Here is a 26,079-nt window from a genome sequence, read left to right on the forward strand (position 1 = left end):
GGGGCTTTTTTGTGCCCGGCCTCGGGGGCACGCCCTCGTGGTTCGAGGCTCGCGAAGAGCTCGCACCTCACCATGAGGGCTACTGGGAACTCGATGCATCAACAGGCCTCATGGAGAGGTGCGCTTTTGGCGCCTCGAACCCAAGAGGGCGTGGCCCTAAGTTCCCCTTGGTTTGGCGCGGGCGGTGGGGCGCGCCCCGGCGGGATCGTCGGGCCAGGGGTGGCGGGGATAGCGGCCCTTGAGCTCCTTGGCGACATCGCGCCAGGAGCCGGCCCAAAAGCCCGGCAGATCGCGCGTGGTCTGGATCGGGCGGTGGGCGGGCGATAGCAGCACGAGAACCAGCCGAATGCGGCCATTGGCGATGGTGGGATGGCGGGTGAGGCCAAACAGTTCCTGCACGCGAATCTCGATCGCAGGGCCGCCTTCGGCGGTGTAGTCGATGGGCACGGCATTGCCGGTCGGGGCGGTGAAATGGCTGGGCAGCAGGGCTTCGATTTCCTGGCGCCGCGCGAAGGGAAGCAGCAGATCGAGCGCGGTGCGCAGCTGTTCGCCGGTGATTTCGGAGAGTTTGGTCAACCCGTAAAGGGCGGGGGCGAGCCAAGTCGCGGCGCTGTCGGCAAGGGCCGCCGCGCTGAGGTCGGGCCACTCGTCGCCCAGCGTAGCGTGCAGGTAATTGGCGCGGGCGCGCCAGGCCTTTTGCTCGCGGCTCCAGGGAAGGGCATCAAGGCCACGCCGGGCTGCTGCTTCGGCCAGCAGGGCAGCGGCAGCTTCCGGATCATCGACGGGCACGGGTTCATCGGCGAGGCGCAGCGCACCGAGGCGCCGGGTGCGGCGCGCGCGGATGCTGGCGCTGGCCTCGTCAAAGCTGAGGGTGGTTTCGGTGGTGATCTTGTCGGCAAAGAGGGCTTCGAGCTCGGCACGCTCCAGCGCAGCGGCGGCGCGGATGCGGGCGGTGGCGGCGGCGCCGGTCAGGTCGGTGACGACGAGAAAGGGCACGGCGGCGAGAGCTTCGGTGGCGTCCATGCTGGCCTGCCGGCCATTGGCGAGGCGAAAACGGCCGCGGGCACCGGCAGCCTGGGCGACGCGGTCCGGGAAAGCGCGGGCGAGATGATGGCCGACCGATTGCGGTTCGGTGTTGTCGACGCTGCTGCCGGCGGATTTGGCCCAGCGGGTGGCGAGGGCGCGGGCATCGCGGGCGCGGGGTGAGCGATCGAGGCGAAAGCGATCGAGGCGATGGGCTAGATCGATGCCGTCGCCGCCAAGGCCGCGTTCGCCGAGCAGCACGGCCAGTTCGGCGGCGGTTTGTGCGTCGTTATCGGCGGCACCTTCGACCACCATATGGGCGAGCCGGGGATGGAGCGGCAGGCGGGCCAGGGCCTTTCCCGCGGCGGTAAGGCGGCCTGCCGCATCGAGGGCATCGAGGCTTTGCAGCAGGGCGACGGCCTCGCTCCAGGCCGGGGCGGGCGGGGGATCGAGAAAGGGGAGCTGGCTGGGATCGGCGACGCCCCAGGCGGCGAGATCGAGAGCAAAGCCGGCGAGGTCAGCCGCGAGGATTTCGGGAGTGTCGAAAGGCTGGAGCGCGGCGTTCTGGCCTTCGTTCCAGAGGCGGATGCAGTGACCGGGCGCGGTGCGGCCGGCGCGGCCACGGCGCTGATCGGCACCGGCGCGGGAGACCCGGCGGGTCTGAAGGGTGGATAGCCCGGTAGCGGGCTCATAAACGGGTACGCGTCGAAAACCGCTATCCACGACAATGCGGATGCCCTCGATGGTGAGCGAGGTTTCGGCGATGGAGGTCGCGAGCACGATCTTGCGCTGGCCGGGCGGGGCGGGCTGGATGGCGCGGTCCTGCTCGGCCGGGGTGAGCTGGCCGTAAAGCGGGGCGAGACTGGTGTGGGGCGGCAGGTGCTCGGCGAGGCGTTCGGCCGTGCGGGCGATCTCGCCCTGGCCGGGCAGGAAGACGAGCGCCGAGCCCTCATGCTCGCGCAGGGCCGCGAGGACGGCTGACGCAACGGCGTCTTCGAGGCGGGCGAGGGGATCGGGCTCGCGATATTGGGTGGTAACCGGAAAGGCGCGGCCGAGGCTTTCGATGACGGGCGCATCGTTGAGGAGGCGCGCGACGGCGGCGCCATCAACGGTGGCGGACATGACGAGGACGCGCAAATCGGGGCGAAGCGCGGCGGCATCGAGGGTGAGGGCGAGGCCGAGATCGCCATCGAGGCTGCGCTCGTGGAACTCGTCGAAGAGGACGGCGGCGATGCCGGTCAGTTCGGGATCGTCCACCAGCATGCGGGTGAAGACGCCTTCGGTGACCACTTCGATGCGGGTTTTGGGGCCAACCCGGCTATCCATGCGGACGCGATAGCCGATTGTGGCGCCGACCTCTTCGCCCAGCAGGCGCGCCATCTGGGTCGCGGCGGCGCGGGCAGCAAGCCGGCGCGGCTCAAGGACGATGATGCGGCTATCGCCGCGCCAGGGCGCATCCAGAAGGGCGAGGGGCACGCGGGTGGTCTTGCCGGCGCCGGGGGGCGCCACCAGCACGGCATAGGGGCCGGCGGCCAGCGCGTCGTGAAGGGCTGGGAGGGCTTGGTCGATAGGGAGGGGCGGCAGGGACATGGCCCGGGTTGTGGCGCATGGCGGGGCTGGGGGCAAGCGCTGCGAAAAGATGGGGGCGTGTCGGCAAGGGCGGCTGGCGAGCGTCAGAGGGAGGGGGCAGCGTGAGGCTGCCGGGGTTGTGGGGACGAAGAATGATTATTGCTGGCTGGATCATGACGGGGCTGTTGGCGCTGTTCATGCTGGGTGCGTCGGTGGCGCCAAAACTGCTGGGCTCGACGCTGGCGCTGGAGCCGCTGCAGGCGGTGGGATGGCCGCCTAAATATCTGCTGCTGATTGGGGTGATCGAGGCGGTGTGCACCGTCCTGTTTGTGATCCCACGCACTTCGCTGCTGGGGGCGGTGTTGTTGACCGGGCTGCTGGGGGCGGCGCTGGCGGCCAATCTGCGGGTGGATAATCCGCTGTTCAGCCATACGCTGTTTAGCCTCTATCTGGGGGTGTTTGCCTGGGTGGCGCTGTGGCTGCGCGAGCCGCGGATCAGGGGGGTGTTTCCGTTGACGTGAGGGTGTTTTAGCTTGGGTGGTCCCGGCACCTCGATTGTGGAGGGGCCTGAACCCCCACCCCGGCCCTCCCCTCAAGGGGGAGGGTGCGCAGACGCTCGGTGTCTGGTGTTCGCTGTGAGTTAGGGCGAGAGCGTGTTGCTGGACTGGTGACTGGCTGAGGGACCCCCTCCCTCAATCCCTCCCCTCAAGGGGGAGGGAAGGGATAGAGCCGAGAGGTGGGGCGTGTTGGGGGGCTGCAACGTCGTTGGCGTGCTGGCGTTGAGACGCGAGCAAGGCACGAACGGGGCAGCGATTGGTGGAGCGGGGGGAGATCCGGATTGGGCTATCGGGGTGGACCTATACGCCCTGGCGCGGCAATTTTTATCCTGAAGGGTTGCCGCAAAAGCGCGAACTGGCCTTTGCCGCGGTTCATTTCAATGCGCTCGAAATCAATGGCACGTTTTATGGGATGCAGACGCCCAAGTCGTTCGAGCAATGGCGCGATGCGGTTCCGGAAGGGTTTGTGTTTGCGCTCAAGGGGCCGCGCTATCTGACCCATATGCTCAAGCTCACCAATCCCGAGCCGCCGCTGGCCAATTTCTTTGCTTCGGGGCCGTTGGCGCTGGGGGAGCGGCTGGGGCCGGTGCTGTGGCAGTTTCCCGAGCGGTTTGCCTTCAACCCGGAGCGGATCGAGGCGTTTTTTCGCTTGTTGCCGCGCGACACGGCGCAGGCGGCAGAACTGGCGCGGCGGCATGACGGGCGGTTGCGGGCGCCGCCGCATTTCGGCGACGGGGTGGTGCGACCGATCCGGCACGCCATGGAAATCCGGCATCAGAGCTTTTGCGACCCGGTGTTTATCGAGCTGCTGCGGCGCTACGAGATTGCGCTGGTCTGCGCCGACACGGTGAGCTGGCCGCTGCTGATGGATGTGACGGCGGACTTTGTTTATTGCCGCCTGCATGGCTCGGAGGAGCTTTACAAGTCTGGGTATTCCCCCGCCCAGCTCGACAGCTGGGCCGAGCGGGTGCGGCGCTGGTCGCTGGGGGAGCCGACGGATGGGAACTTTGTCACCGGGCCGACTGCGGATGGGCTACGGCGCGATGTTTTTCTGTTTTTCGACAATACCGACAAGCTGATGGCGCCCGGAGATGCGCTAGGCTTGATGGCGCGACTCAGAGTGCAATGGGCACCACCCAATGCTGACGAGGCCAAGGCGGTGCGCATAGCAGCCCATTCGCGTCGAACCCTTCCACAAGTCTGAAAGGCAAATCCCATGGATCTGATCACCATCGCTAATGCGGATCTGCGCGTCTCCCTTGCGCCGATGGGGGCGGAAATGCAGTCGATCACCACCGGGGATGGCGCCGAATGGCTGTGGCATGGCGATCCGCAATTCTGGAATGGGCGGGCGCCGATCCTGTTTCCCATTGTGGGCAAGGCGCCGGACGATCAGGTGAGCATCGAGGGGCAGATGTTCGCGATGAGCCAGCATGGCTTTGCGCGGCGGAGCGTGTTTACGCTGGTTGAGCAGGGGGAGGATCACTGCCGGTTCGAGCTCAGGGCATCGGAGGTGACGCACGAGGTTTATCCGTTCGAGTTCGTGCTGGCCGTGAGTTACGGGCTCGAGGGGCGCAAGGTCGTGGTGGAAGCGGAAGTGCGCAATGCCGACGGGCGGCCGATGCCATTTGGGCTCGGGTTTCACCCCGCCTTTGCCTGGCCGCTGCCGGGCTGCGCGGGCGAGGAGCATCGCGCCGTGCTCGACAATGGGGCCGAGCCGGCGCGGGCCAAGCTTGAAGGGGGGCTGCTCGGCCCCGACATGCTGCCGTCGCCCTTCAATCGAGGTGAGCTGGTGCTGGAGCATGGGCTGTTTGATGAGGATGCACTGGTGTTTCCGGAAGGGGCGGGCAGCGGCATCCGGTTCGTGGCGGAGAGCGGGAAGGGTTTGCACTTCACCTGGAGCAATCTGCCGGCCTTTGCCCTGTGGAGCAAACCCAAGATGGAGGCGCCGTTCCTCTGCCTCGAGCCTTGGCACGGCATGGCGGCGCGGGTGGGCGCGGGACCGGCGCTCGAGGAGCGGCCGCTGACGCTGGTGCTGGAGCCGGGCGGGGTGGCTAGGTTCGGGTTTGCGGTGGAGATTTTGGGGTAGGGGAGGGTTGTCTTCGCCGACTTCGTCCGAGGTGTCGAGTTTTCGGAGACGCCTGAACCCCCACCCTCGATCCCTCCCCTCAGGGGGGAGGGAAGGCAGCGGTTGTTCGCACTTCTGGTGGCTGGGGTGAGATCTCGAGATGGGCCGCGGGTCAGGCCCGGGGTGACAATCGCGTGCTGGGCGGCGGCGGTGTAATGCCGGACAAAGATTATTCCGCGGCGGGGCGTTCGTCGATGAGGGCGTCGGGGCCGTTGGGGTCGCCGGGGGCGGTTTCGCAGTTGAGGTCGGGGAAGGCGACGACGCGGTTTTTGCGGAAATCGAGGCGAACAACGAGGAGGCCGCGTTCCTCGAACCAGGTGAGGAGGCGCCGGGCCCGGCTGGTGGAGTGGGTGCCGTAAAGGCGCGCCACCGTGGCGTCGGAAGGGCAGGGTTCGCCGGCAAGGGCGGCTTGCGCCAACACCAGAAAGACGCCCTGCACGTCGTCGGTGAGGGTTTCCGACATGGCGAGCGCGGCCTGCCAGCCATCGCTGTCGGCCAGTTCCTTTTCGGGCGCAACGCGGGCGACGGCGAGGCGGCGCTTGAAGGCGGGCAGTTCGGGCGGTTCGCCGGGCACGCGGCGGATGCGGCAGCGCACGAGAAAATCCTGATACAGCACTGCCGTGGTCCGGAAGGCCGCATCTGGGTCGCTCAAGAGTTCGACCATGATGGCATCGATCTGCGAATCGCGCTCGGCCTCATCGATCTCGGGGAACAGCGATTGCGGCGTCGGCTCGGCTTCCGGGCGCGCGCGGGCGACCTGGGCGAGCAGTTCGTTGGTCGAGGGCGGCGGTGGCGGCGCGGGGCGGCGCACCACGGGACGGGCGAGCTCGGGCTCGGCGGTGAAGATCAGCTCGGCTGCATCCACCGGGGCTTCAAAGGGAGTGAGCTTGGGGCTCGTAGAGCGGGCCGAGGTTTCCACTGTGCCGATAACGACGGGGAGCGGGCGGCGCGAAATGGCTGGGCCCAGGGCAATGAAATGGCCGCGGGCAAGGTCGCGGAACTGCTCGGCCTGGCGCTTTTCCATGCCCAAAAGATCGGCGGCGCGGGCCATGTCGATATCGAGAAAAGTGCGGCCCATGAGGAAATTGGAGGCTTCGGCGGCCACGTTCTTGGCGAGCTTGGCAAGGCGCTGGGTGGCGATGACGCCGGCGAGGCCGCGCTTGCGGCCGCGGCACATGAGGTTGGTCATGGCGCCGAGCGAAAGCTTGCGCGCTTCATCGGACACTTCGCCGCCAACGGCGGGGGCAAAGAGCTGCGCTTCATCGACGACGACGAGAACGGGATACCAGTGGTCGCGATCGGCATCAAACATGCCGCCGAGAAAGGCCGCAGCGGCGCGCATTTGCTGCTCGACATCAAGGCCTTCAAGATTGAGCACGACCGAGACGCGGTGCTGGCGGATGCGGCCGGCAATGCGGGTGAGTTCGGCCTCGGTGCGGGCGGCATCAACCACTACATGGCCGAACTTGTCGGCAAGGGTGACGAAATCGCCCTCGGGATCGATGATGCATTGCTGCACCCAAGGGGCGCTTTGCTCGAGCAGACGGCGCAGGAGGTGGGATTTGCCCGAGCCGGAATTGCCTTGCACGAGGAGACGGGTGGCGAGGAGTTCCTCGAGATCGAGCAAGGCACTTCCCTTGGAAACGCCGGCGCCAGTGGCGCCCATGTCGATCTGAACCTTCATTCCTGCTCCGGGTAGGCGCGGGTTCGTGCCGGTGGCGGGACTCGCGCATAGGGGGACGAAGGGCTTCCCTAGCATATCGGCCCGGCGATGAAAGCCGGGCCGAGCCGTTGAGTCACAGTTTCCTTTGTCGCCTCAGAGCCGCACGAGGGTGTCGACCTTGACCGGCAGGCCGGTGGCGAAGGACTGGTTGGCGGCAATGCCGGTGAGGATGGAGAGGGCGCCGTCGCGGTGATTGGCGCCATAGCCGGGCTTGGGCGTGGCATTGCCGAAGATTTCCTCGAGCATGATCTTGTCGCCGCCGCCATGGCCGCCTTCGCCGTGCTTGACCGGCACCTGGCGCGCTTCGCCGCCCAAGGGGAAGTGGTAGAGGGTCACGCCCTTAGCGGCCCCTTCGGTATCCGAGGTCGAGCCGGCATTGATGTAGGAGGTTTCGTGCACGGTGAGCTCAAGGCGCCCACCGGTGCCGTTAATGGCGACGTTGAAGCCCTCCCAAGGGGCGTAGGCATAAAGCGAATAGGTCATCACCGCCTTGTTGCGGTAGCGGACCATGACATTCATCGTGTCTTCGATGGAAATGCCGTCGCCAAAGACGTTCTGGTCGCGCTGATAGCCATCTTCCTTCTCAGCGTCCCAATAGAGGCCCTTTTGCACCGGGTTGCTGGTGAGATCGATGGCGAAGGGGTCGTTCCTAGCCGCTTCGACGCCGGTGGTGCGGGTATAGGGGGTGAAGATGCCGCGCTCTTCCCCATTGGCGCGGCCATAGAATTTGAGGTCGCCCATGCCAAAGACAGTATCGGGCTGCGAGGCCAGCCAGAAATTCACAAGGTCGAAATGGTGGGTGGACTTGTGCACCATGAGGCCCCCCGAATTGCGCTTGTCGCGGTGCCAGCGGCGGAAGTAATCGGCGCCGTGGCGGGTATCGAGCAGCCATTCGAAATGCACGGAAGTGGGGGTGCCGATGGCCCCCTCGGCGATCAGTTCGCGCAGGGCGGAATTGTGTGGGGCGTAGCGGTAGTTGAAGGTGACGCGGACCTGCTTGCCGGTGCGCTCGACGGCGTCGAGGATCGCCTGGCACTTTTCGGGGTCGGTGGTCATCGGCTTTTCGGTGATGACGTCGCAACCGGCTTCCAGCGCCGCGATGATGTAGTGGTGGTGGGTGCGATCAATGGAGGTGACGATCACCGTATCGGGCTGGTGCTCCTGGAGCATGGCGCCGAAATCGCTGGCCTTGAAGGTGGGCACGGCCTGGCCGCCCAACTCGGTTTCGATCACGCGGTTGGTGAAATCCATGCGCACCTGATTGGTGTCGCAGAGCGCCAGCAGGCGGGAATGTTCGCGATGGGGCCCGAAGATCGCTTCATAGAACATGCGGGCACGACCGCCGGTGCCCACCAGCGCGTAAGTCTTGGCCATAGGGGAAAACTCCGGTCTTGAGGTAACGAGGCTGCTTTCGCATCTACCATACAAGATTGGGGTGTGGCACTACTTCTTTTATGGCGCGCCGCGCGATATGCACTGGGAAAGCCTGGGCAGGCAGGCCCGGCGGTGGCGTGCATCCGATCCTGCCCGGAGTTGAGCAAAGCAAGTGGTGGCTGATGTGACCCAGAACGGCGAAGAAACCATGGCGCTGCGCGTCGTGCGGGCTTTGCGTGACGACATCATCACCATGGCCCTTAAGCCGGGCGATGTGATCTCGGAAAGCGATATCGCGGCCAAATATGGCGTGTCGCGCCAGCCAGTGCGCGAAGCCTTCATCCGGCTGGCGCAGCTGGGGCTGCTGCTGATCCGGCCCAAGCGGGCGACAGTGGTCAAGAAGATCTCGCCGGTCGGTGTGCGGCAATCCCGGTTCATCCGCGAGTCGATCGAAGTCGAGATCGTGCGGCGCCTGGCGGCGCAGCCGGCACCCGGCGTTCGCGCCGAGCTCGAGGCGCTATTGGCCGAGCAGGATCAGGCCTCGGTGGCCGATGATCACCGTCGCTTCCATGAGCTCGATGAGCTGTTCCACCGCGTGCTCGCGCGGCTGGCGGGGGTGGAATATGCCTGGCAACTGATCGACGATCACAAGATGCAGCTCGACCGGGTGCGCTATCTGACGCTGGGCGTGTCCTCGAGCCAGCGCGCCATTGCCGAGCACCGGCTGATCGTCGATGCGGTAGCCGATGCCGATCCGGTGGCGGCGGAAGCGGCGATGCGGGCGCATCTGGCGCGGGCCGAAGTGCTGCTGGCCCAGACCATTGCCGATTTTCCCGAATATTTCGACGAAGGCTGAACCGAGCCGGAGGCGATTGGGCTGAGGGCGGAACCGGCGCGGCGGTTGCTCGCTTTCCCCAAGCGGGTTAAGCCGGGTCAAGGCAAGGGGAGAGTGGCGATGAAACAGCGGCGATTGGGCAAGACGGGGTACCAGGTTTCCGAGATTGGCCTGGGCTGCTGGCAATTGGGTGGCGGGTTCGGGCCGGTGGGCGATGAGACCGCCAATGCCATTCTGGATGCGGCCGATGCGGCTGGCGTCAATTTCTGGGACACGGCCGATGTTTATGGCGGGGGCCTCAGCGAAAGCCGGATCGGGGCGCACGCCAAGAACCCGCAGGTGCGGGTGGCCACCAAGCTCGGGCGCGGGGGCGGCTTGTTCCCCAACAATTACAGTTTTGAGGGCGCGCGGGCGAGCCTTGAGGGTTCGGCGCGGCGGCTGGGCGTAGCGACACTGGACCTGGCGCAGCTGCATTGCGTGCCCACCGCGGTGTTGCGCGAGGGCTCGATCTTTGGCTGGATGGACCGGTTGCAGGCCGAAGGGCTGGTGCGCCACTGGGGCGCGAGCGTCGAAACCATCGAGGAAGGGCTGCTGTGCCTCGAACAGCCGGGGCTCGCGACGCTGCAGATCATTTTCAATGTGCTGCGCCAGGATGCGGCGGACGAGTTGCTGCCAAAGGCGGCGGAACGCGATGTCGGCATCATCGTGCGGCTGCCGCTGGCGAGCGGGTTGCTGTCGGGCAAGTTCAGCCGGGATACGCAATTCGAGGCGACCGACCACCGCAACTTCAACCGGGACGGAGAAGCCTTTTCGGTGGGCGAGACCTTTTCGGGCATCCCTTATGAGCGGGGGCTGGAACTGGTGCAGGAGCTCAAGGGCCTCGCGCCCGAAAGCATGCCGCTGAGCCAGTTCGCGCTGCGCTGGATCCTTGATCACCCGCAGGTCTCGACGATCATTGCGGGGGTGAGCAAGCCCGAGCAGTTGGCCGACAATGTGGCTGCCAGCGAGCAGCGGAGCCTCTTTCCCGCGCTCAATACGCGGCTCAAGGAATGGTATGAAAAGGACGTGAAGCCCGCCATTCGCGGCGGGGTTTAGCCGGGGCGACGCTCGCAAGTTGCGAGTCGGTTGAACCGCCCGAACCCCCACCCTCGATCCCTCCCCTCACGGGGGAGGGAGGCCTTGCCCCCTAGCGGATCAGGCTTGGGCTGCTTACCTTGGGGGCAATTGTCAGGCAGTCGAGTAGTCATGTTTTCCCATCCCGCCTTTGAACTGGTCCGCGACGAACGCATCGCTGACGTAGATTCCCAAGCGCTGTTGTATCGCCACAAGAAGACCGGTGCGGAGGTTCTGAGCCTCGTCAACAGCGATGAGAACAAGGTGTTCGGCGTCACCTTCAAGACGCCGCCCACCGATTCCACCGGGATCGCCCATATTCTCGAGCATTCGGTGCTGTGCGGGAGCCGGAAATATCCGGTCAAAAAGCCGTTTGTGGAGCTGATCAAGGGATCGCTCAACACTTTCCTCAACGCCATGACCTTCCCGGACAAGACCGCCTATCCGGTGGCGAGCCAGAACCTCAAGGACTTCTACAACCTTGTGGATGTGTATCTCGATGCGGTGTTTTTCCCGCTGCTAACCGAGGATACCTTTCATCAGGAAGGCTGGCATTACGAGCTAGAGGATCCCAATGCACCGCTGGTCTACAAGGGCGTGGTGTTCAACGAGATGAAGGGGGTGTTTTCCTCCCCCGATGCGGTGATGCGCGACCTGTCGCAGCGCTCGCTTTATCCCGATGTGACCTATGGCAAGTCTTCGGGCGGCGATCCCAAGGCCATTCCCGACCTGACCTTCGCGCAGTTCAAGCGCTTCCACGAGAAGTTCTACCATCCCTCCAATACGCGGGCGTTCTTTTCGGGCGACGACGATCCAGCGCAGCGGCTCGATATTCTCGACGCCTATTTCTCGCAGTTCGAGCGGGCGGAGGTCGATGCGGAAGTTGGGCTGCAGCCGCGCTTTAATGCGCCGCGCCAGCTTCACGGCACCTATGCGGGCACCAAGGATGCCGACAAGCCGCGCGATGGGATGATCTCGGTCAACTGGATGATCGATCCCCCCGCTGATCGCGAGGAAGCGCTGTCGCATGGGCTGCTGAGCTATCTGCTGGCGGGCAATCCGGCGGCGCCGCTGCGCAAGGCGCTGACCGAATCGGGTTTGGGCGAGGGCATGACGGGCGGCGGGATCGGCTCGGGGCTGCGCCAGCCCATGGCGAGCTTTGGCATGAAGGGGATCGACCCCACCAACGCGCCCAAGGTCGAAACGCTGATCGTCGATACGCTGGCCGAAATCGCCGAGCGCGGCTTTCCGAGCGAGCAGCTCGAGGCGGCGATTAATACTTTCGAGTTCTCGCTGCGCGAAAACAATACGGGCTCTTATCCGCGCGGGATGACCTATATGTTCACCGCGCTTGCGACCTGGCTGCATGGCGGGGATCCGCTGGCGCCGCTGCATTTCGAGACGGCATTGGCGGCGCTCAAGGAGAAGGCGCAAGGGGGCCATTTCGAAGGCGAAATCCGCCGGCTGTTCCTCGACAATACTCACCGCACCACGGTGACGCTCGAGGCCGATCCGGAGCAGGGGGCGCGTGAAGCGGCGGCGGAAGCCGACAAGCTCGCTCAGGTGCGCGCCGGCATGGACGAGGTGGCTATCGCAGCGACGATCAGCGAAACCGAAAAGCTCAAGCGCCTGCAGGAAACCGCCGATGATCCGGCTGATCTCGCCAAGATCCCCACCCTGACGCTGGGTGACCTTGATCGCGAGATCCGCAAGGTGCCGGTGGAAACCGGCACGATCGGGGGCGCAAAGCTGTTCTACCATGACCTGCCGACGCTCGGGATCGTTTATCTCGATCTGGGGTTCGACCTGCATGTGTTACCTGACGAGCTGCTGCCCTATCTGCCGCTGTTTGGGCGGGCGCTGCTGCAGACCGGCACGAGCAAGCAAGATTTCGTGGCGCTGACGCAGCGGATCGGGCGCAGCACGGGCGGGATCAACCAGCATCGCGGGCTTTCGGCGATGCAGGGCAGCGCCGAGACGGCGGCGTGGTTCTTCCTTTCGGGCAAGGCGGTCGCCGACAAGGTCGAGGAAATGCTCGCCATCATGGGCGATGTGCTGCTCGATGCGCGGCTGGATAACCGCGAGCGGTTCCGGCAGATGGCGCTTGAGGAAAAGGCGGGGTTTGAAGCGCGGCTGGTGCCGAGCGGCAATGCCATTGTTGATACGAGGCTCAAGGCCGGCCTGACGCAGGCGGGGGCCCTGTCCGAGCGCATGGGCGGGATCAGCTATCTGCAATTCCTGCGCGAACTTGTCGGCCGGATCGACAGCGACTGGGCGGGCGTGCAGCAGGTGCTCGAAACCATCCGCGACACGCTGTTTAACCGCCCCCATATGGTGGTCAATGTGACCACTGACGGGGCTTTGTGGAACCAGGCGCAGAGCCAGATCGGCGCGTTCACTGAGCGCCTGCCGGCGGTGGAACAGCCTTTGCAGCAATGGCCAGGGCCAATGGCGGCGCGTTCGGAAGGGCTCGTGATTCCGGCGCAGGTCAATTATGTCGGCAAGGGCGCCAACCTCCAGGCGTTGGGGTTCGAGGTTTCGGCTGCGGCGAGCGTGGCGCTCAAATATCTCAACACCACCTATCTCTGGGACAAGGTGCGGGTGCAGGGCGGCGCTTATGGCGGCTCAAGTCGGTTTGACCTGACCTCTGGCAATTTCTCATTTCTAAGCTATCGCGATCCCAATCTGCTCAAAACGGTCGATGTCTATGACGGCGCGGCCAAGGCGCTGGCGGCCGGGGTGGGCGAGAACGATTTGACGCGTTCCATCATCGGGGTGATCGGAGATATGGACGGTTACCAGTTCCCCGATGCCAAGGGCTACGGCTCGATGTGGCGGCAGCTGACCGGCACGACCGATGCGATCCGCCAGCAGCGGCGCGACGAAGTGCTCAATGCCAGCAGCAAGGATTTCGCTGAACTGGCGGAAGCCGTTGCAGCGGTGGCGAGCCATGGGCATGTGGTGGTGCTGGGCGGGGAAGCCGCTATTACTGCCGCCAATGCGCAGCGGCCGGGACTGCTCGACGTGAGCAAGGTCCTCTAGAGGACCGCGCTCGGGCGCCGGAAAAGGGATTGCTACATGTCGCAGGCTGAAGGCTCGCTGGAGCGGCTGGTGCGCAAGGTGGAAGAGCGGGCCGCCGTCGGCGAAGCGGTGTCGATCGGCACCTTGCGCAATGTCGCGGGAGCGCAGGCGGCGGGGTCGATGCTGCTGCTGCCGGCGCTGATCGTGGTCTCGCCGCTCAGCATCATTCCGGGCGTGCCCTCGCTGGTAGGGCTCAACACGGTGCTGGTCGCGGGGCAGCTGATGCTGGGGCGCAACCGTATCTGGCTGCCGGGCTGGCTGGCGCGGCGTTCGCTGGCGCCCAAGCATGTGGGCAAGCTGCTGAGCTTTTTGTATCCGGTGAGCCGGATGGCGGACGGCGTAGTGCGGCGGCGCTGGCTGGTGTTGACCGGCACCCGGGCCCGGCGACTAGGGGCAGGGGTGTGCGTGCTGATGGGCGCGATCATGCCGCTGCTGGAGTTTATTCCGCTGTCCTCGACCATCGCCGCTTCGGTGATCGCCATATTTGCGCTGGCGCTGTCGGCGCGCGACGGTTTGCTGACGCTGGTCTGGTGGGGGTGCCTTGCCGTGCTGGTGGCGCTGGGGCTGTGGCTGGCGCCGCAGGCGATCGGGCTGGTGTTCGGGGTGGACGTGCCCGATCTTGTACCGCCGCTCGAAGGCACACCGCTCGAGATCCTCGATCCGCTGCTGCCGGGGGGAGACACCTCCGAGACGCCCTGAACCTCGGAAGGGTTGGGGCGTTAGGCAGCTACCATGCCGCAGATCCTCGACAAAAACCTCCATCTCCGGGCCATCGATGCCTTTATCGATCCGTCCACGCCCAAGGCGCGGGCGATCATCACCCATGGCCATGCCGACCATGCGCGGGCCGGGCATGGCGCGGTGCTGGCGACGCCCGACACGATCGCCATCATGAAGGTGCGCTATGGCGAGGATTGCGCGGATCAGTTCCAGGCGATTCCGTTCGGCGAGCCCCTGGCGATCGACGACATAAGGATCACCTTTTACCCGGCCGGGCATATCCTGGGGAGCGCGCAGGTGCTGATCGAGCAGGATGGGCAGCGGGTGGTGGTGACGGGCGACTATAAGCGGCTCGCCGACCGCACGGCGCAACCCTATGAACTGGTGCCCTGCGATCTGCTCGTGACGGAGGCAACCTTCGGGCTGCCGGTGTTCCAGCATCCCAAGCCGCAAACCGAGATCGGGCGGCTGCTCAATTCGGTGCGCAAGAACCCCGAGCGGGCGCATCTGATCGGCTGCTATGCCTTGGGCAAGGCGCAGCGGGTGATCGGGCTGCTGCGCGATGCTGGCTATGACGCGCCGATCTATCTGCATGGGGCGATGATCCGGCTTTGTGCACTCTATGAAGAGCTTGGCGTGCCACTGGGGGATCTGCGCCCGGCAACGGGAGTGGCCAAGGCGGAGCTGGCCGGCGCGATCGTGATTGCGCCGCCTTCGGCCATTCGCGACCGCTGGAGCCGGCGCTTTCCCGATCCTGTGACCTGCCAGGCGTCGGGGTGGATGAGCGTCAAGCAGCGGGCGCGCCAGGCGCTGGTGGAATTGCCGCTGGTGATTTCGGATCATTGCGACTGGGGCGAGCTGGGGCAAACCATCCACGAGACCGAGGCGCAGACCGTGTGGGTGACGCATGGGCGCGAGGATGCGCTGGTGTATTGGTGCCGCCAGCAGGGGCTGGAGGCCGAGCCGCTCAACATCCAGGGCTTTGAGGATGATGGCGGGGAGGGCGAGGAATGAAACGCTTTGCCCAATTGCTGGAACTGCTGGCGCTGACACCCTCGCGCAATCGCAAGATCGAGGCGCTGACGCAGTATTTCCGCGAAACGCCCGACCCCGACCGCGGCTTTGCGCTGGCGGTGCTGACCGGGGCGCTGACCTTTCGCAATGTGAAGCCGGCGCTGCTCAAGGACATCGTGCTGCGCGAAGTCGATCCCGTGCTGTTCGCCATGAGCTACGATTATGTCGGGGATCTGGGGGAAACCATCGCGCTGATCTGGCCCCATCATGGCGGCGAGGGCGAGTTGCCGTCGCTCACCGACCTGATCGAATTGTTCAACACCACCTCCAAGAGCGAATTGCCCAAGCTGATCGCGGCGCTGCTGACGCGGGCGGGGATCAATGAGCGCTGGGCGGTGGTGAAGCTTGCGACGGGAGCGCTGCGGATCGGGGTGTCGGCGCGGCTGGCCAAGACAGCTCTTGCCGAAATGAGCGGGGTGCCGCTGCAGGAAATCGAGGAAGTCTGGCATGGGCTGCAGGTGCCCTATACCGAACTCTTTGCCTGGTTGAGCGGGGAGGCCGAACGGCCCGATATCGATCATGCCGCGCGGTTCCACCCGCTGATGCTGAGCAATCCGATCGATGAGGAGAAGGATCTGACCCGCTTCAAGCCCGCGGATTTTTCGGCGGAGTGGAAGTGGGACGGCATCCGGGTGCAACTAGTGCTGGGACCGGGCACGGCATCGCTGTTTTCGCGCACGGGGGACGATATTGCCGCCGCCTTCCCCGACATTGTGGAGAATGTGACCGGGCAGGCGGTGCTGGACGGGGAATTGCTGGTGGGGCGCGATTTCGAGGCGGGCTCGTTCAACGACTTGCAGCAGCGGCTCAACAAGAAAGTGGCGAGCGCCAAGCATCTCAAGGAATCGCCGGCGTTCATTCGTGTCTATGACATCTTGTTCGATGGACGCGAGGACGTACGCGCGCTGCCCTGGACCGAGCGGCGGCTACGGCTGGAGCGGTGGCTCGAGGCTAATCCGCAAACGCGGCTGGATCTGTCGCCGGTGCTGCCGTTCACCGACTGGGACGACCTGGCGCAGCAACGGCGCGAGGGGGCGGACCAGCACGGGCATGAAGGCGTGATGCTCAAGCTCAAGACCTCGCCTTATCTGCCGGGGCGGCCCAAGGGCTATTGGTTCAAGTGGAAGCGCGACCCCAATGTGGTCGATGCCATCCTGATGTATGCCCAGCGGGGGCATGGCAAGCGCAGCTCGTTTTATTCGGACTACACATTCGGGGTATGGAAGGGCAACGAGATCGTGCCGATCGGCAAGGCCTATTTCGGGTTCACCGACGAGGAACTCAAACAGCTCGACAAGTGGATCCGCACCAATACGCTGCAAAGCTTCGGGCCAGTGCGCGAGGTGCGCAAGGAGCTGGTGTTCGAGGTGGCATTCGACTCGGCGCAGGAATCGACGCGGCACAAATCGGGGGTGGCGCTGCGGTTTCCGCGCATCAACCGCATTCGCTGGGACAAGCCGGCGAACGAAGCGGCGACACTGGAAGATATGGCGGTGTTTATCGAGGCTACTTGAGCGGTTGTATAATGCTGGCATCTACGGATGGACCCCGGCTCAAGGCCGGGGTGACAGCAGTGCGTGGGAGAAAAGGGCGGAAAAACATGTCATCACGATCCAATCACCAGCGGCTATTGGGGCTGGAAGCGCAGATGCAGGCGGCGGCGGAAGCGATGGACTTCGAGGAAGCGGCGCGGCTGCGCAATGAGATTGCGCGGCTCAAGGGAGAGGGTGGTGCTCCGGGCGAGGAGGGCGAGGGCACGGTGACGGTGGGCCAGCCGCCGCCGGGCGCGATGGGCCTCGGAACGCATGTGCCGGTGCGCCAGCCACCCAAAGGCTGGGTGAAGCCGAAAAAGCCGGATCTGTTGACCAAGAACGTCAAACCGCGGGGCGGGAGTTAGCGGCGCCAGATCGTCAGCGCCGGTCGTAGTGGAAGCGGCACTGGTTGATCCACAAGACGTCGGCCTCGACGCGGTAGACCAGCCGGTGCTCCTGGGTGACCCGGCGTGACCACCAGCCCTTGTAGTTGCCCTTGAGGGGCTCGGGTTTGCCGATGCCTGAAAATGGCGAGCGGCGGCAATCCTTGATCAGCTCGTTGACCTTGGCCAGCGTATCTGGATCATTGGCCTGCCAATACTCATAGTCATCCCAACCCGGCTCGGTGAAGAGGAGCCTCATTCAGGCCAGTCGGCACTGATGCCGCGGCCCGCTTCAAAATCGGCATTCCCCTGGGCCAGCCGATCGGCATTAGCCTGGGTGCTGGAAAGGTGGATAGTTTCCTTCCAGGATTCAAATTCCTCCAGTGACATGACCACGACCGGCGGCTTGCCGCCGTTGCGCGTGACGATCAAGGGCTCGAGGTCGGTTACCACTGCATCGATGTCGGCGGCGATGTTTTTGCGGAAGTCGGAAATGGATTTGGCGCGCATGGGCTTCTCCTTGCGCTCAACGTACGCATTTACGTACAAAAATTCAACTCAGCGCTTGTGCAGCCGCTCTTCGGCGAGTTGCTTGATTTCGCGCAGTTCGGCGATGGTGAGTTCGAGGTCGGCGCGCTGCTGTTCGAGGGAGGCGAGGCGTTGCTCGACCTTGCCGGCGAGCAGGTGGAGCTGCTCGTTGCGGTCGGCATCGTAGAGGCTGAGATAATCGGAGATATCGCGCAGGGAAAAGCCGAGGCGCTTGCCGCGCAGGATCAGGATCAGGCGGGCCCGGTCGCGACGGCGGAAGATGCGGGCGGCGCCCACGCGTTCGGGCGCGAGCAGGCCCTTGGCTTCGTAGAAGCGGATGGCGCGCGTGGAAATGCCGAATTCGCGCGCCAGATCGGCGATGGCGAAGAGATCGCGGTTTTCCGGTTCGGCGCGGTTCATTTGCTCGCCGACCCGGGATGGCTTTTGGCGTATTCCGCGCGCAGCTCCTTCTTGGAAAGCTTGCCGATCAGGGTCTTGGGCAATTCATCCTTGAAGATGACCTCGCGTGGCAGCTCGATCTTGTTGAGCCTATCGGTGAGGAAGTGCTTGAGCTCGGCTTCGGTCGCGGTTTGGCCGGACTGGAGCTTGACGAAGGCGACGGGCGCTTCGCCGCGATAAGGGTCAGGAGCGCCGATGACGCTGGTTTCCTCGACCGCGGGATGGGTCAACAGGGCTTCCTCGATGACGCGCGGATAGACATTGAAGCCCGAGCAGATGATGAGGTCCTTGATGCGGTCCACGAGGAACACATAGCCGTCTTCATCGATATGGCCGACATCGCCGGTGCGCAGCCAGCCATCGCTGAAGGCTTGCGCGTCCGCTTCGGGGTCATTGTAGTAGCCGACCATGACCTGGGGCCCCTTGACCTGCAATTCGCCATCGACCCCGATGCCCACGACCTCGCCGCTGTCGACATCGACAAAGCGAATATCGGTGGCGGGCAGCGGCATGCCGATGCTCATGGGCTTGGAGGGAACGCGCAGGGCGGCGCAGCACACGACGGGCGAGGCTTCGGTGAGGCCGTAGCCTTCGGCAAGCAGCGCCTTGGACTTGGTGGAAAATTGCGCGCGCACTTCGTTGCTGAGCGGGGCGCCGCCGGAAATGGCGACCTGCAGGCTTGCCAGCTGTTCGGGCTTGACGGCAGAGGAGCGCCCGAGGGCCGCCAGCAGCGTCGGTACCGCGGGCAGGACATTGGCCTTGGTGCGGGTGAAGAGGTCCAGCAGCGCCTTGAGCTCGAAGCGGGGCAGCATGATGACGGGGGTGCCGTTGCACAGGGGCACGTTCATGCAGGCCGTCATGGCGAAGATGTGGAAAAAGGGCAGGACGGCCACGACCTTGGAGGGCGGGTAGAAGAGCTCGCAGCCCCATTTGTCGATCTGGCTCATATTGGCCGAGATATTGGCATGGGTCAGGAGTGCGCCCTTGGGCAGGCCGGTGGTGCCGCCGGTATATTGCTGAACGGCAATGTCGCGCTCGGGGTCGATGACCACCGCGTCGGGCGTTTCGCGGCGGGCGAGGAGCTTGTTGAGCGTGGTGATGCGATCGCGCGCGGGGGAGCGCTTGAGGTCGGCAAGGTCCTTGCGCTTGGCCACCGAATAGAGGACGCGCTTGGCGAGCGGCAGCGCTTCGGGGAAGTGGCAGACGACCAGCGATTTGACGTGGCCCGATGCGGCGAGGGCCTCGGCCTTGTCAAAGATCTGCTTGAGATCGAGCGTGATCATCAGCTCGGCGCCCGCATTGGCCATGATGTGGCTGAGCTCGGGGACGGTGTAGAGCGGGTTGCAGTTGACCACGGTGCCGCCGGCGCGCAGCACGGCGTAATAGGCGATTGGATAAAAGGGCGTGTTGGGCAGCATCAGCGCGACGCGGCTGCCCTTGCCGATGCCGAACTGGTGCTGCAGCGCGCCGGCCAGGGCGATGATGCTTTTCGCCAGTTCGCCAAAGCTGGTGGTGCCGCCCAGGAAATCGAGCGCGACGGCCGAGGGGTTCTTGGCGCAGCCGGCCAGCACCTGTTCGTGGACGGGGCGCGTATCGATGGTGATATCCCAGCGGATTCCCTCGGGATAATTGGCAATCCAGGGGCGAAGCGGTCCCGGCTCGGGATTGACCATATCCATTGCTGTTCTCCTCCTGCCGTCCCGCGGGTGCGTGCCCGCTTGCGGGTAGGCGCGCCCTTTCGGGGCGCCTGTTTGCCGGCAGTTTATCCCATGGGTTTACGTTAGCGTCAAACACTTGCCCGGGTTTCTGAAGGCTGCAGCGCAGGCGCTCTACGCATGGGGCGTGGAGTTGACGTTTACGTAAGGCTGGTTAGAGTGGTTAGGTGCCCGATGGTTGCGGGTGTGCCTCAAGGAGATGTTGCCGTGGCGTTGTTGCTGATTGTGCTGTCCCTGGTCGCCATCGCCGTGCTGGCCATCCGCGAAGCGCCGCTCTGGCAGTGGGGCGTGGCGGCCCTCGTGATCGGGCTGATGTCGGGCATCGATCTCGAAGTCGGTTATCGGCTGACGGGCGCGGGGCTGGTGCTGGCGCTGCTGCCCGGGATCGTGCTGCTGCTGTTGAGCCTGGCGCCGATCCGCAAGGCCTTGGTGATGCGCCCGCTTTATGGGGTGGTCAAATCCATGTTGCCGCGCGTCTCGCGGACCGAGCAGGAAGCGCTTGATGCCGGCACTGTCGGGTGGGATGCGGAGCTGTTTTCGGGGCGGCCGGACTGGAGCAAGCTGACGGCCATCCGCCCACTGACCCTGAGCGCGGAAGAGCAGGCATTTCTGGATGGGCCCACCGAGCAGGTGTGCTCGATGATCAATGACTGGGAAGCGCGGCACAATCTAGCAGATCTGTCGCCCGAGGTGTGGCAGTTCCTCAAGGACAACCGGTTCTTTGGCATGCTGATCGCCAAGGAGCATGGGGGCCTTGGGTTTTCGGCGCAGGCGCAATCCATGATCGTGTCGAAGATCGCCAGCCGCTCGGTGGCGGCGGGGATCACGGTGATGGTGCCCAATTCGCTGGGGCCGGGCGAGTTGCTGGAAAAATACGGCACATCAGAGCAGAAGGAGCGCTATCTCCGGCGGCTCGCGACGGGGCTCGAAGTGCCGTGCTTTGCGCTGACGGGCGTGCATTCAGGCTCCGATGCCGGGGGGATGCGCGATATCGGCGTTGTCACCAAGGGGATGCATGAGGGGCGCGAAGTGTTGGGGGTGCGGCTGTCCTGGGACAAGCGCTATATTACGCTCGCGCCCGTAGCGACGCTGCTGGGCCTCGCCTTCATCCTCAAGGATCCCGAGAACCTGCTGGGGAAGGGCGAGCATATCGGCATCACGCTGGCGCTGGTGCCCTCTGATCACCCCGGGGTGGAGATCGGACGGCGCCATTATCCCTCGCGGCAGGCCTTCATGAACGGGCCGACCACGGGCAAGGACGTGTTTATTCCGCTCGATTTCCTGATCGGGGGCACGGCCTATGCCGGGCAAGGCTGGCGCATGCTGATGGAATGCCTGTCCACGGGGCGGGCGATCTCGCTGCCGGCCATTGGTACGATCTCGATCAAGCAAAGCCTGCGGGTGACCTCCGCCTATGCCCGGATCCGGCGCCAATTCGGCATGCCGGTGGGGATGATGGAAGGGGTGGCCGAGCCGCTGGGGCGGATGGTCAAGAACGCCTATGTCTATGAAGCTTCGCGGCGGCTGACAGCCTCCATGGTGGATGAGGGGCAGCGGCCAGCGGTGATCTCGGCCTTGCTGAAATATCGCACCACCGAGGCGATGCGCGACACCATCGATGATGCTTTCGATATCCATGGCGGGCGGGCGATCCAGGACGGGCCGAGCAACTACCTTTTTGGGGCCTATATGGCGACGCCGGTCGCCATCACGGTCGAGGGCGCCAATATCCTTACCCGCACGCTGATGACGTTCGCACAAGGCGTGCTACGGGCGCATCCCTTCTTGTACCGGGAGATCCAGGCGGTGCAGAACCCCGACCGGGTCCAGGGGCTGGAGCAGTTCGACCAGGCTTTTGGCGGGCATACGCGCTTCATGCTGCGTAATATCGTAGCGAGTTTCCTGCATGGCGTGACCGGCGGCTCCTTTGCTTCGAGCCCAGCCGAGCATGAGGCGGGGCGCTGGTATCGGCAGCTGCATCGCTACAGCCAGTGCTTTGCGCTGGTGGCTGACTGGACCACGGTGTCGCTGGGTGGCGCGCTCAAGGCCAAGCAGCAGCTGTCGGGCCGCATGGCTGATATTTTGAGTGAGCTTTACCTCATGTCAGCGGTGCTCAAGCGCTTCGAAGATGAGGGGCGGCTGGCCGAAGATCGGGAACTGGTGGATGCGATCATGGCGGATCGCATTGCTGCCATTGAGGGCAAGTTCGGCGAGGTATTCGCCAATTTCCCCAATCGGGTCATGGCTAATGCGATGCGGGTATTGTGCTTTCCGCTGGGGCGGCATGCCCGCCCGGCAGCGGATCGGGTGAACAACCGGTATGCCCGCGCCGTGCTGCAGCCCGGCCAGTTCCGCGACCGCATGACCACGGGCGCCTATGTGTCGATGGACCCCGATGATGTCACGGGCGTGCTGGAGGATGCGCTGCTTAAGGTCACCGAGGCCGAGGAGATCGAGGCGCGGTTCGTCAAGGCCGCGCGCAAGGGGGTGATCGAGCGCCGGCTCGACCGCGACGCCATTGCCGATGCGGTAGCGGCGGGCGTTCTCAACGACAATGAAGCGGGTATCATGCGTGCAGCCGACGCGGCGACGGAACGCGCGGTGCGGGTTGATGATTTCGATCCCGACAAATTGGCAGCGGAACCGGCGCGGAGGGCAGCGGAATGATCGAAGAGCTGATGGACACCCCCATCCTGCCCTTTGAGGGCGTGACGGGCTCGTGGCGCTTCCACAAGGATGTGGAAGATATCGGCTGGCTGACCATCGATAGCCCCGATGCGCCGGTCAATACGCTCAGCACCGCCGCGATCCTCGAGCTTGAGGAGCTGATCGGGCGCATCGAGGGGATGGCCGACAGGCGCGAGCTCGTGGGGGTGGTGCTGCTTTCGGGCAAGGATAGCGGCTTTATCGCCGGCGCCGATGTGCGCGAATTCGACAAGATGGACCTGGCGCTGCTGCCAGACGCGCTGCGGCAGGCTCATAAACTGTTTGACCGGATCGAGAACCTCAAGATCCCGGTGGTTGCGGGCATTCACGGCTTTTGCCTTGGCGGCGGGCTGGAGCTGGCGCTGGCCTGCCACTACCGGATCGCGGTCAAGGACGAGAAAACCAAGCTCGGCTTTCCCGAGGTCAATCTGGGGATCTTTCCGGGTTTTGGTGGCACCGGCCGATCCATCCGCCAGGCCGGGCCGGTAGATGCCATGAACCTGATGCTCACCGGCAAGATGCTGCGGGCGGGCCCGGCGCGCGGGCTGGGGCTCGTCGACAAGCTGGTGCGCCATCGCGACAATCTGCGCTGGGAAGGGCGCAAGGCCGTGCTGCAAAAGCGCCGGTCCACCGTGGCGCCGATCACCAAGACGATCATGGCGATGGGACCGCTGCGCGGCTATGTGGCCGACAAGATGCGCCAAAAGGTCGGCAAGAAGGCCAAGCGCGAGCATTACCCGGCGCCCTATGGGCTGATCGAGCTGTTTGAAGAACACGGCAATGACTGGCGCGCGATGATTGCGGGCGAGGTGCCGGCCTTTGTGCCGCTGATGGGTTCGACCACGGCGACCAATCTGCGGCGGGTGTTCTTTTTGTCCGAGGGGCTCAAGAAGCAGGCAGCAAAGGGGCAGCAGTTCCGGCGCGTGCATGTGATCGGGGCCGGGGTGATGGGCGGGGATATTGCCGCCTGGTGCGCGCTGCGCGGCATGAGCGTGACGCTGCAGGACCTCGACATGAATCGGATCAAGCCGGCGCTGGAGCGGGGCAAGGCGCTGTTCAAGAAGCGGCTGAAGAAACGCTTCGAGGTGGATACCGCGATGTTGCGGCTGCAGGCCGATCCCGATGGCAGGGGCGTGGCGCGGGCCGATGTGGTGATCGAGGCGGTGGTGGAGGATCTGGCTATCAAGCGCCAGATTTTTGCCGAGCTCGAGACCGAGATCAAGCCGGGGGCGATCCTGGCGACCAATACCTCATCGATCGAGCTGGAGCGGATTGCGGAGGGGCTGAGTGATCCATCCCGGCTGATCGGGCTGCATTTCTTCAACCCGGTGGCCCAGTTGCCGCTGGTCGAGGTGATCCGCTCGCGCTTCAATAGCGACGAGGAGATCGGCAAGGGCGCGGCCTTTACGGTGGCGATCGGCAAGTCGCCGGTGGTGGTGAAATCGGCACCGGGCTTTCTCGTGAACCGGGTGCTGATGCCCTATATGCTGGGCGCGGTGGAGCGGGTGGAAGCGGGGGAAAGCCCCGAACTGCTCGATGCCGCGGCCGTGGCCTTCGGCATGCCGATGGGGCCGATCGAACTCATGGATACGGTGGGGCTCGATGTCGGCCAGTCGGTGGCGACGGAGCTGGGGCATGCCGTGCCCGAGGGGTCGCGCTTTGCCGAACTGGTGCGGCGCGGCAAGCTTGGGCGCAAAAGCGGGCAGGGTTTTTACAAGTGGAGCGACGGCAAGGCGCAAAAGGGTGAAACCCCGGCCCATGCCGATCTCGCAGGTTTGGGGCGTGAACTGGTCCGCCCGCTGGTCGATACAACCGAGGTTGTGCTGGCCGAGGGCGTGGTCGCCAATGCGGATCTGGCCGATATCGGGGTGGTTTTGGGCACCGGCTTTGCGCCGTTCCTGGGCGGGCCGCTGCAGGCGCGCCGGGATGGGAAGGCGTGATGGCGCTGTTTGGAGAGCAAGATGACTGAACTGCGCAAAGTCGCGATTGTGGGGTCGGCGCGGATCCCGTTTGCGCGGGGGAACACGGCCTATAGCGAGCAAACCAATCTTTCGATGCTGGCGGCGGCGCTGGGTGGTCTCGCCGACAAGTTCGGGCTCAAGGGGCAAAAGATCGATGAGGTGATCGGGGGGGCGGTGATCAGTCATAGCCGCGATTTCAACCTCGCGCGCGAAGCCTTGCTCGATGCGGGCCTATCACCGCGCACGCCTGGCACGACAATGCAGATCGCCTGCGGCACGAGCCTGCAGTCAGCGCTCAGCCTTGGGGCCAAGATCGCGACCGGCGAGATCGACAGCGCCATTGCGGCCGGTGCCGACAGCGTCAGCGACAGCCCGGTGGTATTTGGCGACAAGTTCCAGCACCGAATGATCGATCTCAACAAGGCGCGCACCACGCGCGACAAGCTTGGTGTGTTCAAGGGGTTCTCGCTCGGGGAACTGACGCCGGTGGCGCCCTCTACCCAGGAGCCGCGTACGGGGCTGTCGATGGGGCAGCATTGCGAGCTGATGGCGCGCGAATGGGGCATTACCCGGCGGGCGCAGGATGAGTGGGCGGTCGACAGCCACCGCAAGGCCGCGGCTGCCTATGACGAAGGTTTCCACAACGATCTGCTGGTGCCCTGCGCGGGGCTCGACCGCGACAACAATGTGCGGGCGGATGCCAATCTGGCCAAGATGGCGGATCTCAAGCCGGCATTCGACAAGAGTTCGGGCCATGGCACGCTGACGGCGGCGAACTCGACCCCGCTCACCGACGGGGCGGCAGCGGTGCTGCTGGCGAGCGAGGATTGGGCCCGCGAGCGCGGGCTGCCGGTGCTGGCGTATCTCACGGCCGGGCGGGTGGCGGGCAATGACTTCGCCCATGGTGAGGGCTTGTTGATGGCTCCCACGATTGCCGTTTCCGAGATGCTGGCGCGCAAGGGACTAGGCTTTGCCGATTTCGACCTGTTCGAGCTGCACGAGGCCTTTGCCGCGCAGGTGCTGTGCACGCTCAAGGCCTGGAACGATCCCGATTATTGCCGGCGCGAGCTGGGCCGCGAGGAGGTGCTAGGGCCGATCGATCCCGAGCGGATCAACCTCAAGGGATCGAGCATCGCTTATGGGCATCCCTTTGCGGCAACGGGCGCGCGCATTCTGGGGTTGACGGCCAAGATGTTGGCCGAAGGGCAGGGGCAGCGGGCCCTGCTGTCGGTCTGCACGGCAGGCGGGCAGGGCGTAGCGGCGATTGTGGAGCGGGCGGCGTGAAGGACAATGTGGTCAAGTTTCGCCGGATCGAGAAGAAGCCGGAACAGCCGCCGCGCAAACGGCGCGAGCCGCCAGCCTGGCTGCCTTTTGCACTGCTGATCGTGGTGGCGCTCGCCATATATGGAGTGCAGCGCTCAGGTATTCTCGGCGGCTAGTTCTGCACTATTTTACGAAAATTGTAATGTTGCAGCGCCTCTGCATGGCCGGGAGGGGCGTTTACTGCCGCCTATATTGTGCGAGCCGTGGTTACGTTGACGCATAGGTCAAGGTTTTGCTTGTCAGTGGGCGGAAAGGCGGTTTACCGTCCAGAAATT

General features: G+C 64.9%; 21 protein-coding genes. 14 read left to right on the plus strand and 7 right to left on the minus strand.

The features are described 5' to 3' along the window. Positions 1 to 156: 156 nt before the first annotated feature. The gene (gene hrpB, locus AC3YMN_RS01440; RefSeq protein ID WP_489888660.1) at positions 157 to 2,613 is read right to left on the minus strand and encodes an ATP-dependent helicase HrpB; all 2,457 of its coding nucleotides are present in this window, start codon (positions 2,611 to 2,613) and stop codon (positions 157 to 159) included. Positions 2,614 to 2,744: 131 nt separating this feature from the next. Between hrpB and AC3YMN_RS01445 the strand changes: the two genes are divergently transcribed. The 3 genes from AC3YMN_RS01445 to AC3YMN_RS01455 all read left to right on the plus strand — a co-directional run bounded on the left by AC3YMN_RS01445 (position 2,745) and on the right by AC3YMN_RS01455 (position 5,238). Further along, the gene (locus AC3YMN_RS01445; protein WP_127754031.1) at positions 2,745 to 3,113 is read left to right on the plus strand and encodes a DoxX family protein; all 369 of its coding nucleotides are present in this window, start codon (positions 2,745 to 2,747) and stop codon (positions 3,111 to 3,113) included. 292 nt (positions 3,114 to 3,405) lie between these two features. Beyond that, the gene (locus tag AC3YMN_RS01450) at positions 3,406 to 4,353 is read left to right on the plus strand and encodes a DUF72 domain-containing protein (RefSeq protein ID WP_489888661.1); all 948 of its coding nucleotides are present in this window, start codon (positions 3,406 to 3,408) and stop codon (positions 4,351 to 4,353) included. Positions 4,354 to 4,365: 12 nt separating this feature from the next. Further along, positions 4,366 to 5,238: an aldose 1-epimerase family protein gene (locus tag AC3YMN_RS01455; protein ID WP_489888662.1), complete on the plus strand. Its 873-nt coding sequence runs from the start codon at positions 4,366 to 4,368 to the stop codon at positions 5,236 to 5,238. A gap of 208 nt (positions 5,239 to 5,446) precedes the next feature. Here AC3YMN_RS01455 and AC3YMN_RS01460 read toward each other — a convergent pair whose 3' ends face one another. Then, positions 5,447 to 6,961: a helicase HerA domain-containing protein gene (locus tag AC3YMN_RS01460; RefSeq protein ID WP_489888663.1), complete on the minus strand. Its 1,515-nt coding sequence runs from the start codon at positions 6,959 to 6,961 to the stop codon at positions 5,447 to 5,449. A gap of 132 nt (positions 6,962 to 7,093) precedes the next feature. Further along, a complete protein-coding gene (locus AC3YMN_RS01465) occupies positions 7,094 to 8,374 on the minus strand; it encodes a Gfo/Idh/MocA family oxidoreductase (protein ID WP_489888664.1) in 1,281 nt (426 codons plus the stop codon). A 175-nt stretch (positions 8,375 to 8,549) separates the two neighbouring features. Here AC3YMN_RS01465 and AC3YMN_RS01470 point away from each other — a divergent pair, with 175 nt between their 5' ends. The 7 genes from AC3YMN_RS01470 (at position 8,550) to AC3YMN_RS01500 (ending at position 17,094) form a co-directional block, all read left to right on the plus strand. Next, positions 8,550 to 9,230 (plus strand): GntR family transcriptional regulator, encoded by a 681-nt coding sequence (locus AC3YMN_RS01470; RefSeq protein ID WP_489888665.1) that lies wholly within the window; start codon positions 8,550 to 8,552, stop codon positions 9,228 to 9,230. A gap of 99 nt (positions 9,231 to 9,329) precedes the next feature. After that, the gene (locus AC3YMN_RS01475) at positions 9,330 to 10,304 is read left to right on the plus strand and encodes an aldo/keto reductase (RefSeq protein ID WP_489888666.1); all 975 of its coding nucleotides are present in this window, start codon (positions 9,330 to 9,332) and stop codon (positions 10,302 to 10,304) included. Between the two features lie 150 nt (positions 10,305 to 10,454). Further along, on the plus strand, positions 10,455 to 13,364 hold the full coding sequence (locus tag AC3YMN_RS01480) for an insulinase family protein (protein WP_489888667.1): 2,910 nt from the start codon (positions 10,455 to 10,457) through the stop codon (positions 13,362 to 13,364). Between the two features lie 36 nt (positions 13,365 to 13,400). After that, on the plus strand, positions 13,401 to 14,102 hold the full coding sequence (locus AC3YMN_RS01485) for an exopolysaccharide biosynthesis protein (protein ID WP_489888668.1): 702 nt from the start codon (positions 13,401 to 13,403) through the stop codon (positions 14,100 to 14,102). A gap of 33 nt (positions 14,103 to 14,135) precedes the next feature. After that, positions 14,136 to 15,137, plus strand: coding sequence for a ligase-associated DNA damage response exonuclease (locus tag AC3YMN_RS01490; RefSeq protein WP_489888669.1), 1,002 nt, complete (start codon positions 14,136 to 14,138; stop codon positions 15,135 to 15,137). Then, on the plus strand, positions 15,134 to 16,711 hold the full coding sequence (locus AC3YMN_RS01495) for a cisplatin damage response ATP-dependent DNA ligase (RefSeq protein WP_489888670.1): 1,578 nt from the start codon (positions 15,134 to 15,136) through the stop codon (positions 16,709 to 16,711). The genes AC3YMN_RS01490 and AC3YMN_RS01495 overlap by 4 nt, the downstream gene beginning before the upstream one ends. Positions 16,712 to 16,797: 86 nt before the next feature. Beyond that, entirely contained in the window at positions 16,798 to 17,094 is a 297-nt protein-coding gene (locus AC3YMN_RS01500; RefSeq protein ID WP_489888671.1) for a UvrB/UvrC motif-containing protein, read from the plus strand. A 13-nt stretch (positions 17,095 to 17,107) separates the two neighbouring features. Here the strand turns inward: AC3YMN_RS01500 and AC3YMN_RS01505 are convergent, their stop codons facing one another. The 4 genes from AC3YMN_RS01505 to AC3YMN_RS01520 are packed head-to-tail and all read right to left on the minus strand — an operon-like array spanning position 17,108 to position 19,778. Next, positions 17,108 to 17,371: a Txe/YoeB family addiction module toxin gene (locus AC3YMN_RS01505; RefSeq protein WP_489888672.1), complete on the minus strand. Its 264-nt coding sequence runs from the start codon at positions 17,369 to 17,371 to the stop codon at positions 17,108 to 17,110. Then, positions 17,368 to 17,622, minus strand: coding sequence for a type II toxin-antitoxin system Phd/YefM family antitoxin (locus AC3YMN_RS01510; protein ID WP_489888673.1), 255 nt, complete (start codon positions 17,620 to 17,622; stop codon positions 17,368 to 17,370). The genes AC3YMN_RS01505 and AC3YMN_RS01510 overlap by 4 nt, the downstream gene beginning before the upstream one ends. Positions 17,623 to 17,670: 48 nt before the next feature. After that, positions 17,671 to 18,060 (minus strand): MerR family DNA-binding protein, encoded by a 390-nt coding sequence (locus AC3YMN_RS01515; RefSeq protein WP_127754017.1) that lies wholly within the window; start codon positions 18,058 to 18,060, stop codon positions 17,671 to 17,673. Next, a complete protein-coding gene (locus tag AC3YMN_RS01520; protein WP_489888674.1) occupies positions 18,057 to 19,778 on the minus strand; it encodes a long-chain-fatty-acid--CoA ligase in 1,722 nt (573 codons plus the stop codon). The genes AC3YMN_RS01515 and AC3YMN_RS01520 overlap by 4 nt, the downstream gene beginning before the upstream one ends. A 243-nt stretch (positions 19,779 to 20,021) precedes the next feature. Between AC3YMN_RS01520 and AC3YMN_RS01525 the strand changes: the two genes are divergently transcribed. Genes AC3YMN_RS01525 through AC3YMN_RS01540 form a run of 4 tightly spaced genes read left to right on the plus strand, consistent with a single transcriptional unit; the run spans position 20,022 to position 25,920 of the window. Beyond that, positions 20,022 to 22,481 (plus strand): acyl-CoA dehydrogenase, encoded by a 2,460-nt coding sequence (locus AC3YMN_RS01525; RefSeq protein ID WP_489888675.1) that lies wholly within the window; start codon positions 20,022 to 20,024, stop codon positions 22,479 to 22,481. Continuing rightward, on the plus strand, positions 22,478 to 24,460 hold the full coding sequence (locus AC3YMN_RS01530; protein WP_489888676.1) for a 3-hydroxyacyl-CoA dehydrogenase NAD-binding domain-containing protein: 1,983 nt from the start codon (positions 22,478 to 22,480) through the stop codon (positions 24,458 to 24,460). Before AC3YMN_RS01525 ends, AC3YMN_RS01530 begins: the two co-directional genes overlap by 4 nt. Positions 24,461 to 24,481: 21 nt before the next feature. Continuing rightward, the gene (locus AC3YMN_RS01535; RefSeq protein WP_489888677.1) at positions 24,482 to 25,765 is read left to right on the plus strand and encodes an acetyl-CoA C-acetyltransferase; all 1,284 of its coding nucleotides are present in this window, start codon (positions 24,482 to 24,484) and stop codon (positions 25,763 to 25,765) included. Then, on the plus strand, positions 25,762 to 25,920 hold the full coding sequence (locus AC3YMN_RS01540) for a hypothetical protein (protein WP_164854869.1): 159 nt from the start codon (positions 25,762 to 25,764) through the stop codon (positions 25,918 to 25,920). The genes AC3YMN_RS01535 and AC3YMN_RS01540 overlap by 4 nt, the downstream gene beginning before the upstream one ends. Positions 25,921 to 26,079 lie beyond the last annotated feature (159 nt).

The sequence above is a fragment of the Devosia sp. Z11_6 genome, from assembly GCF_058133665.1.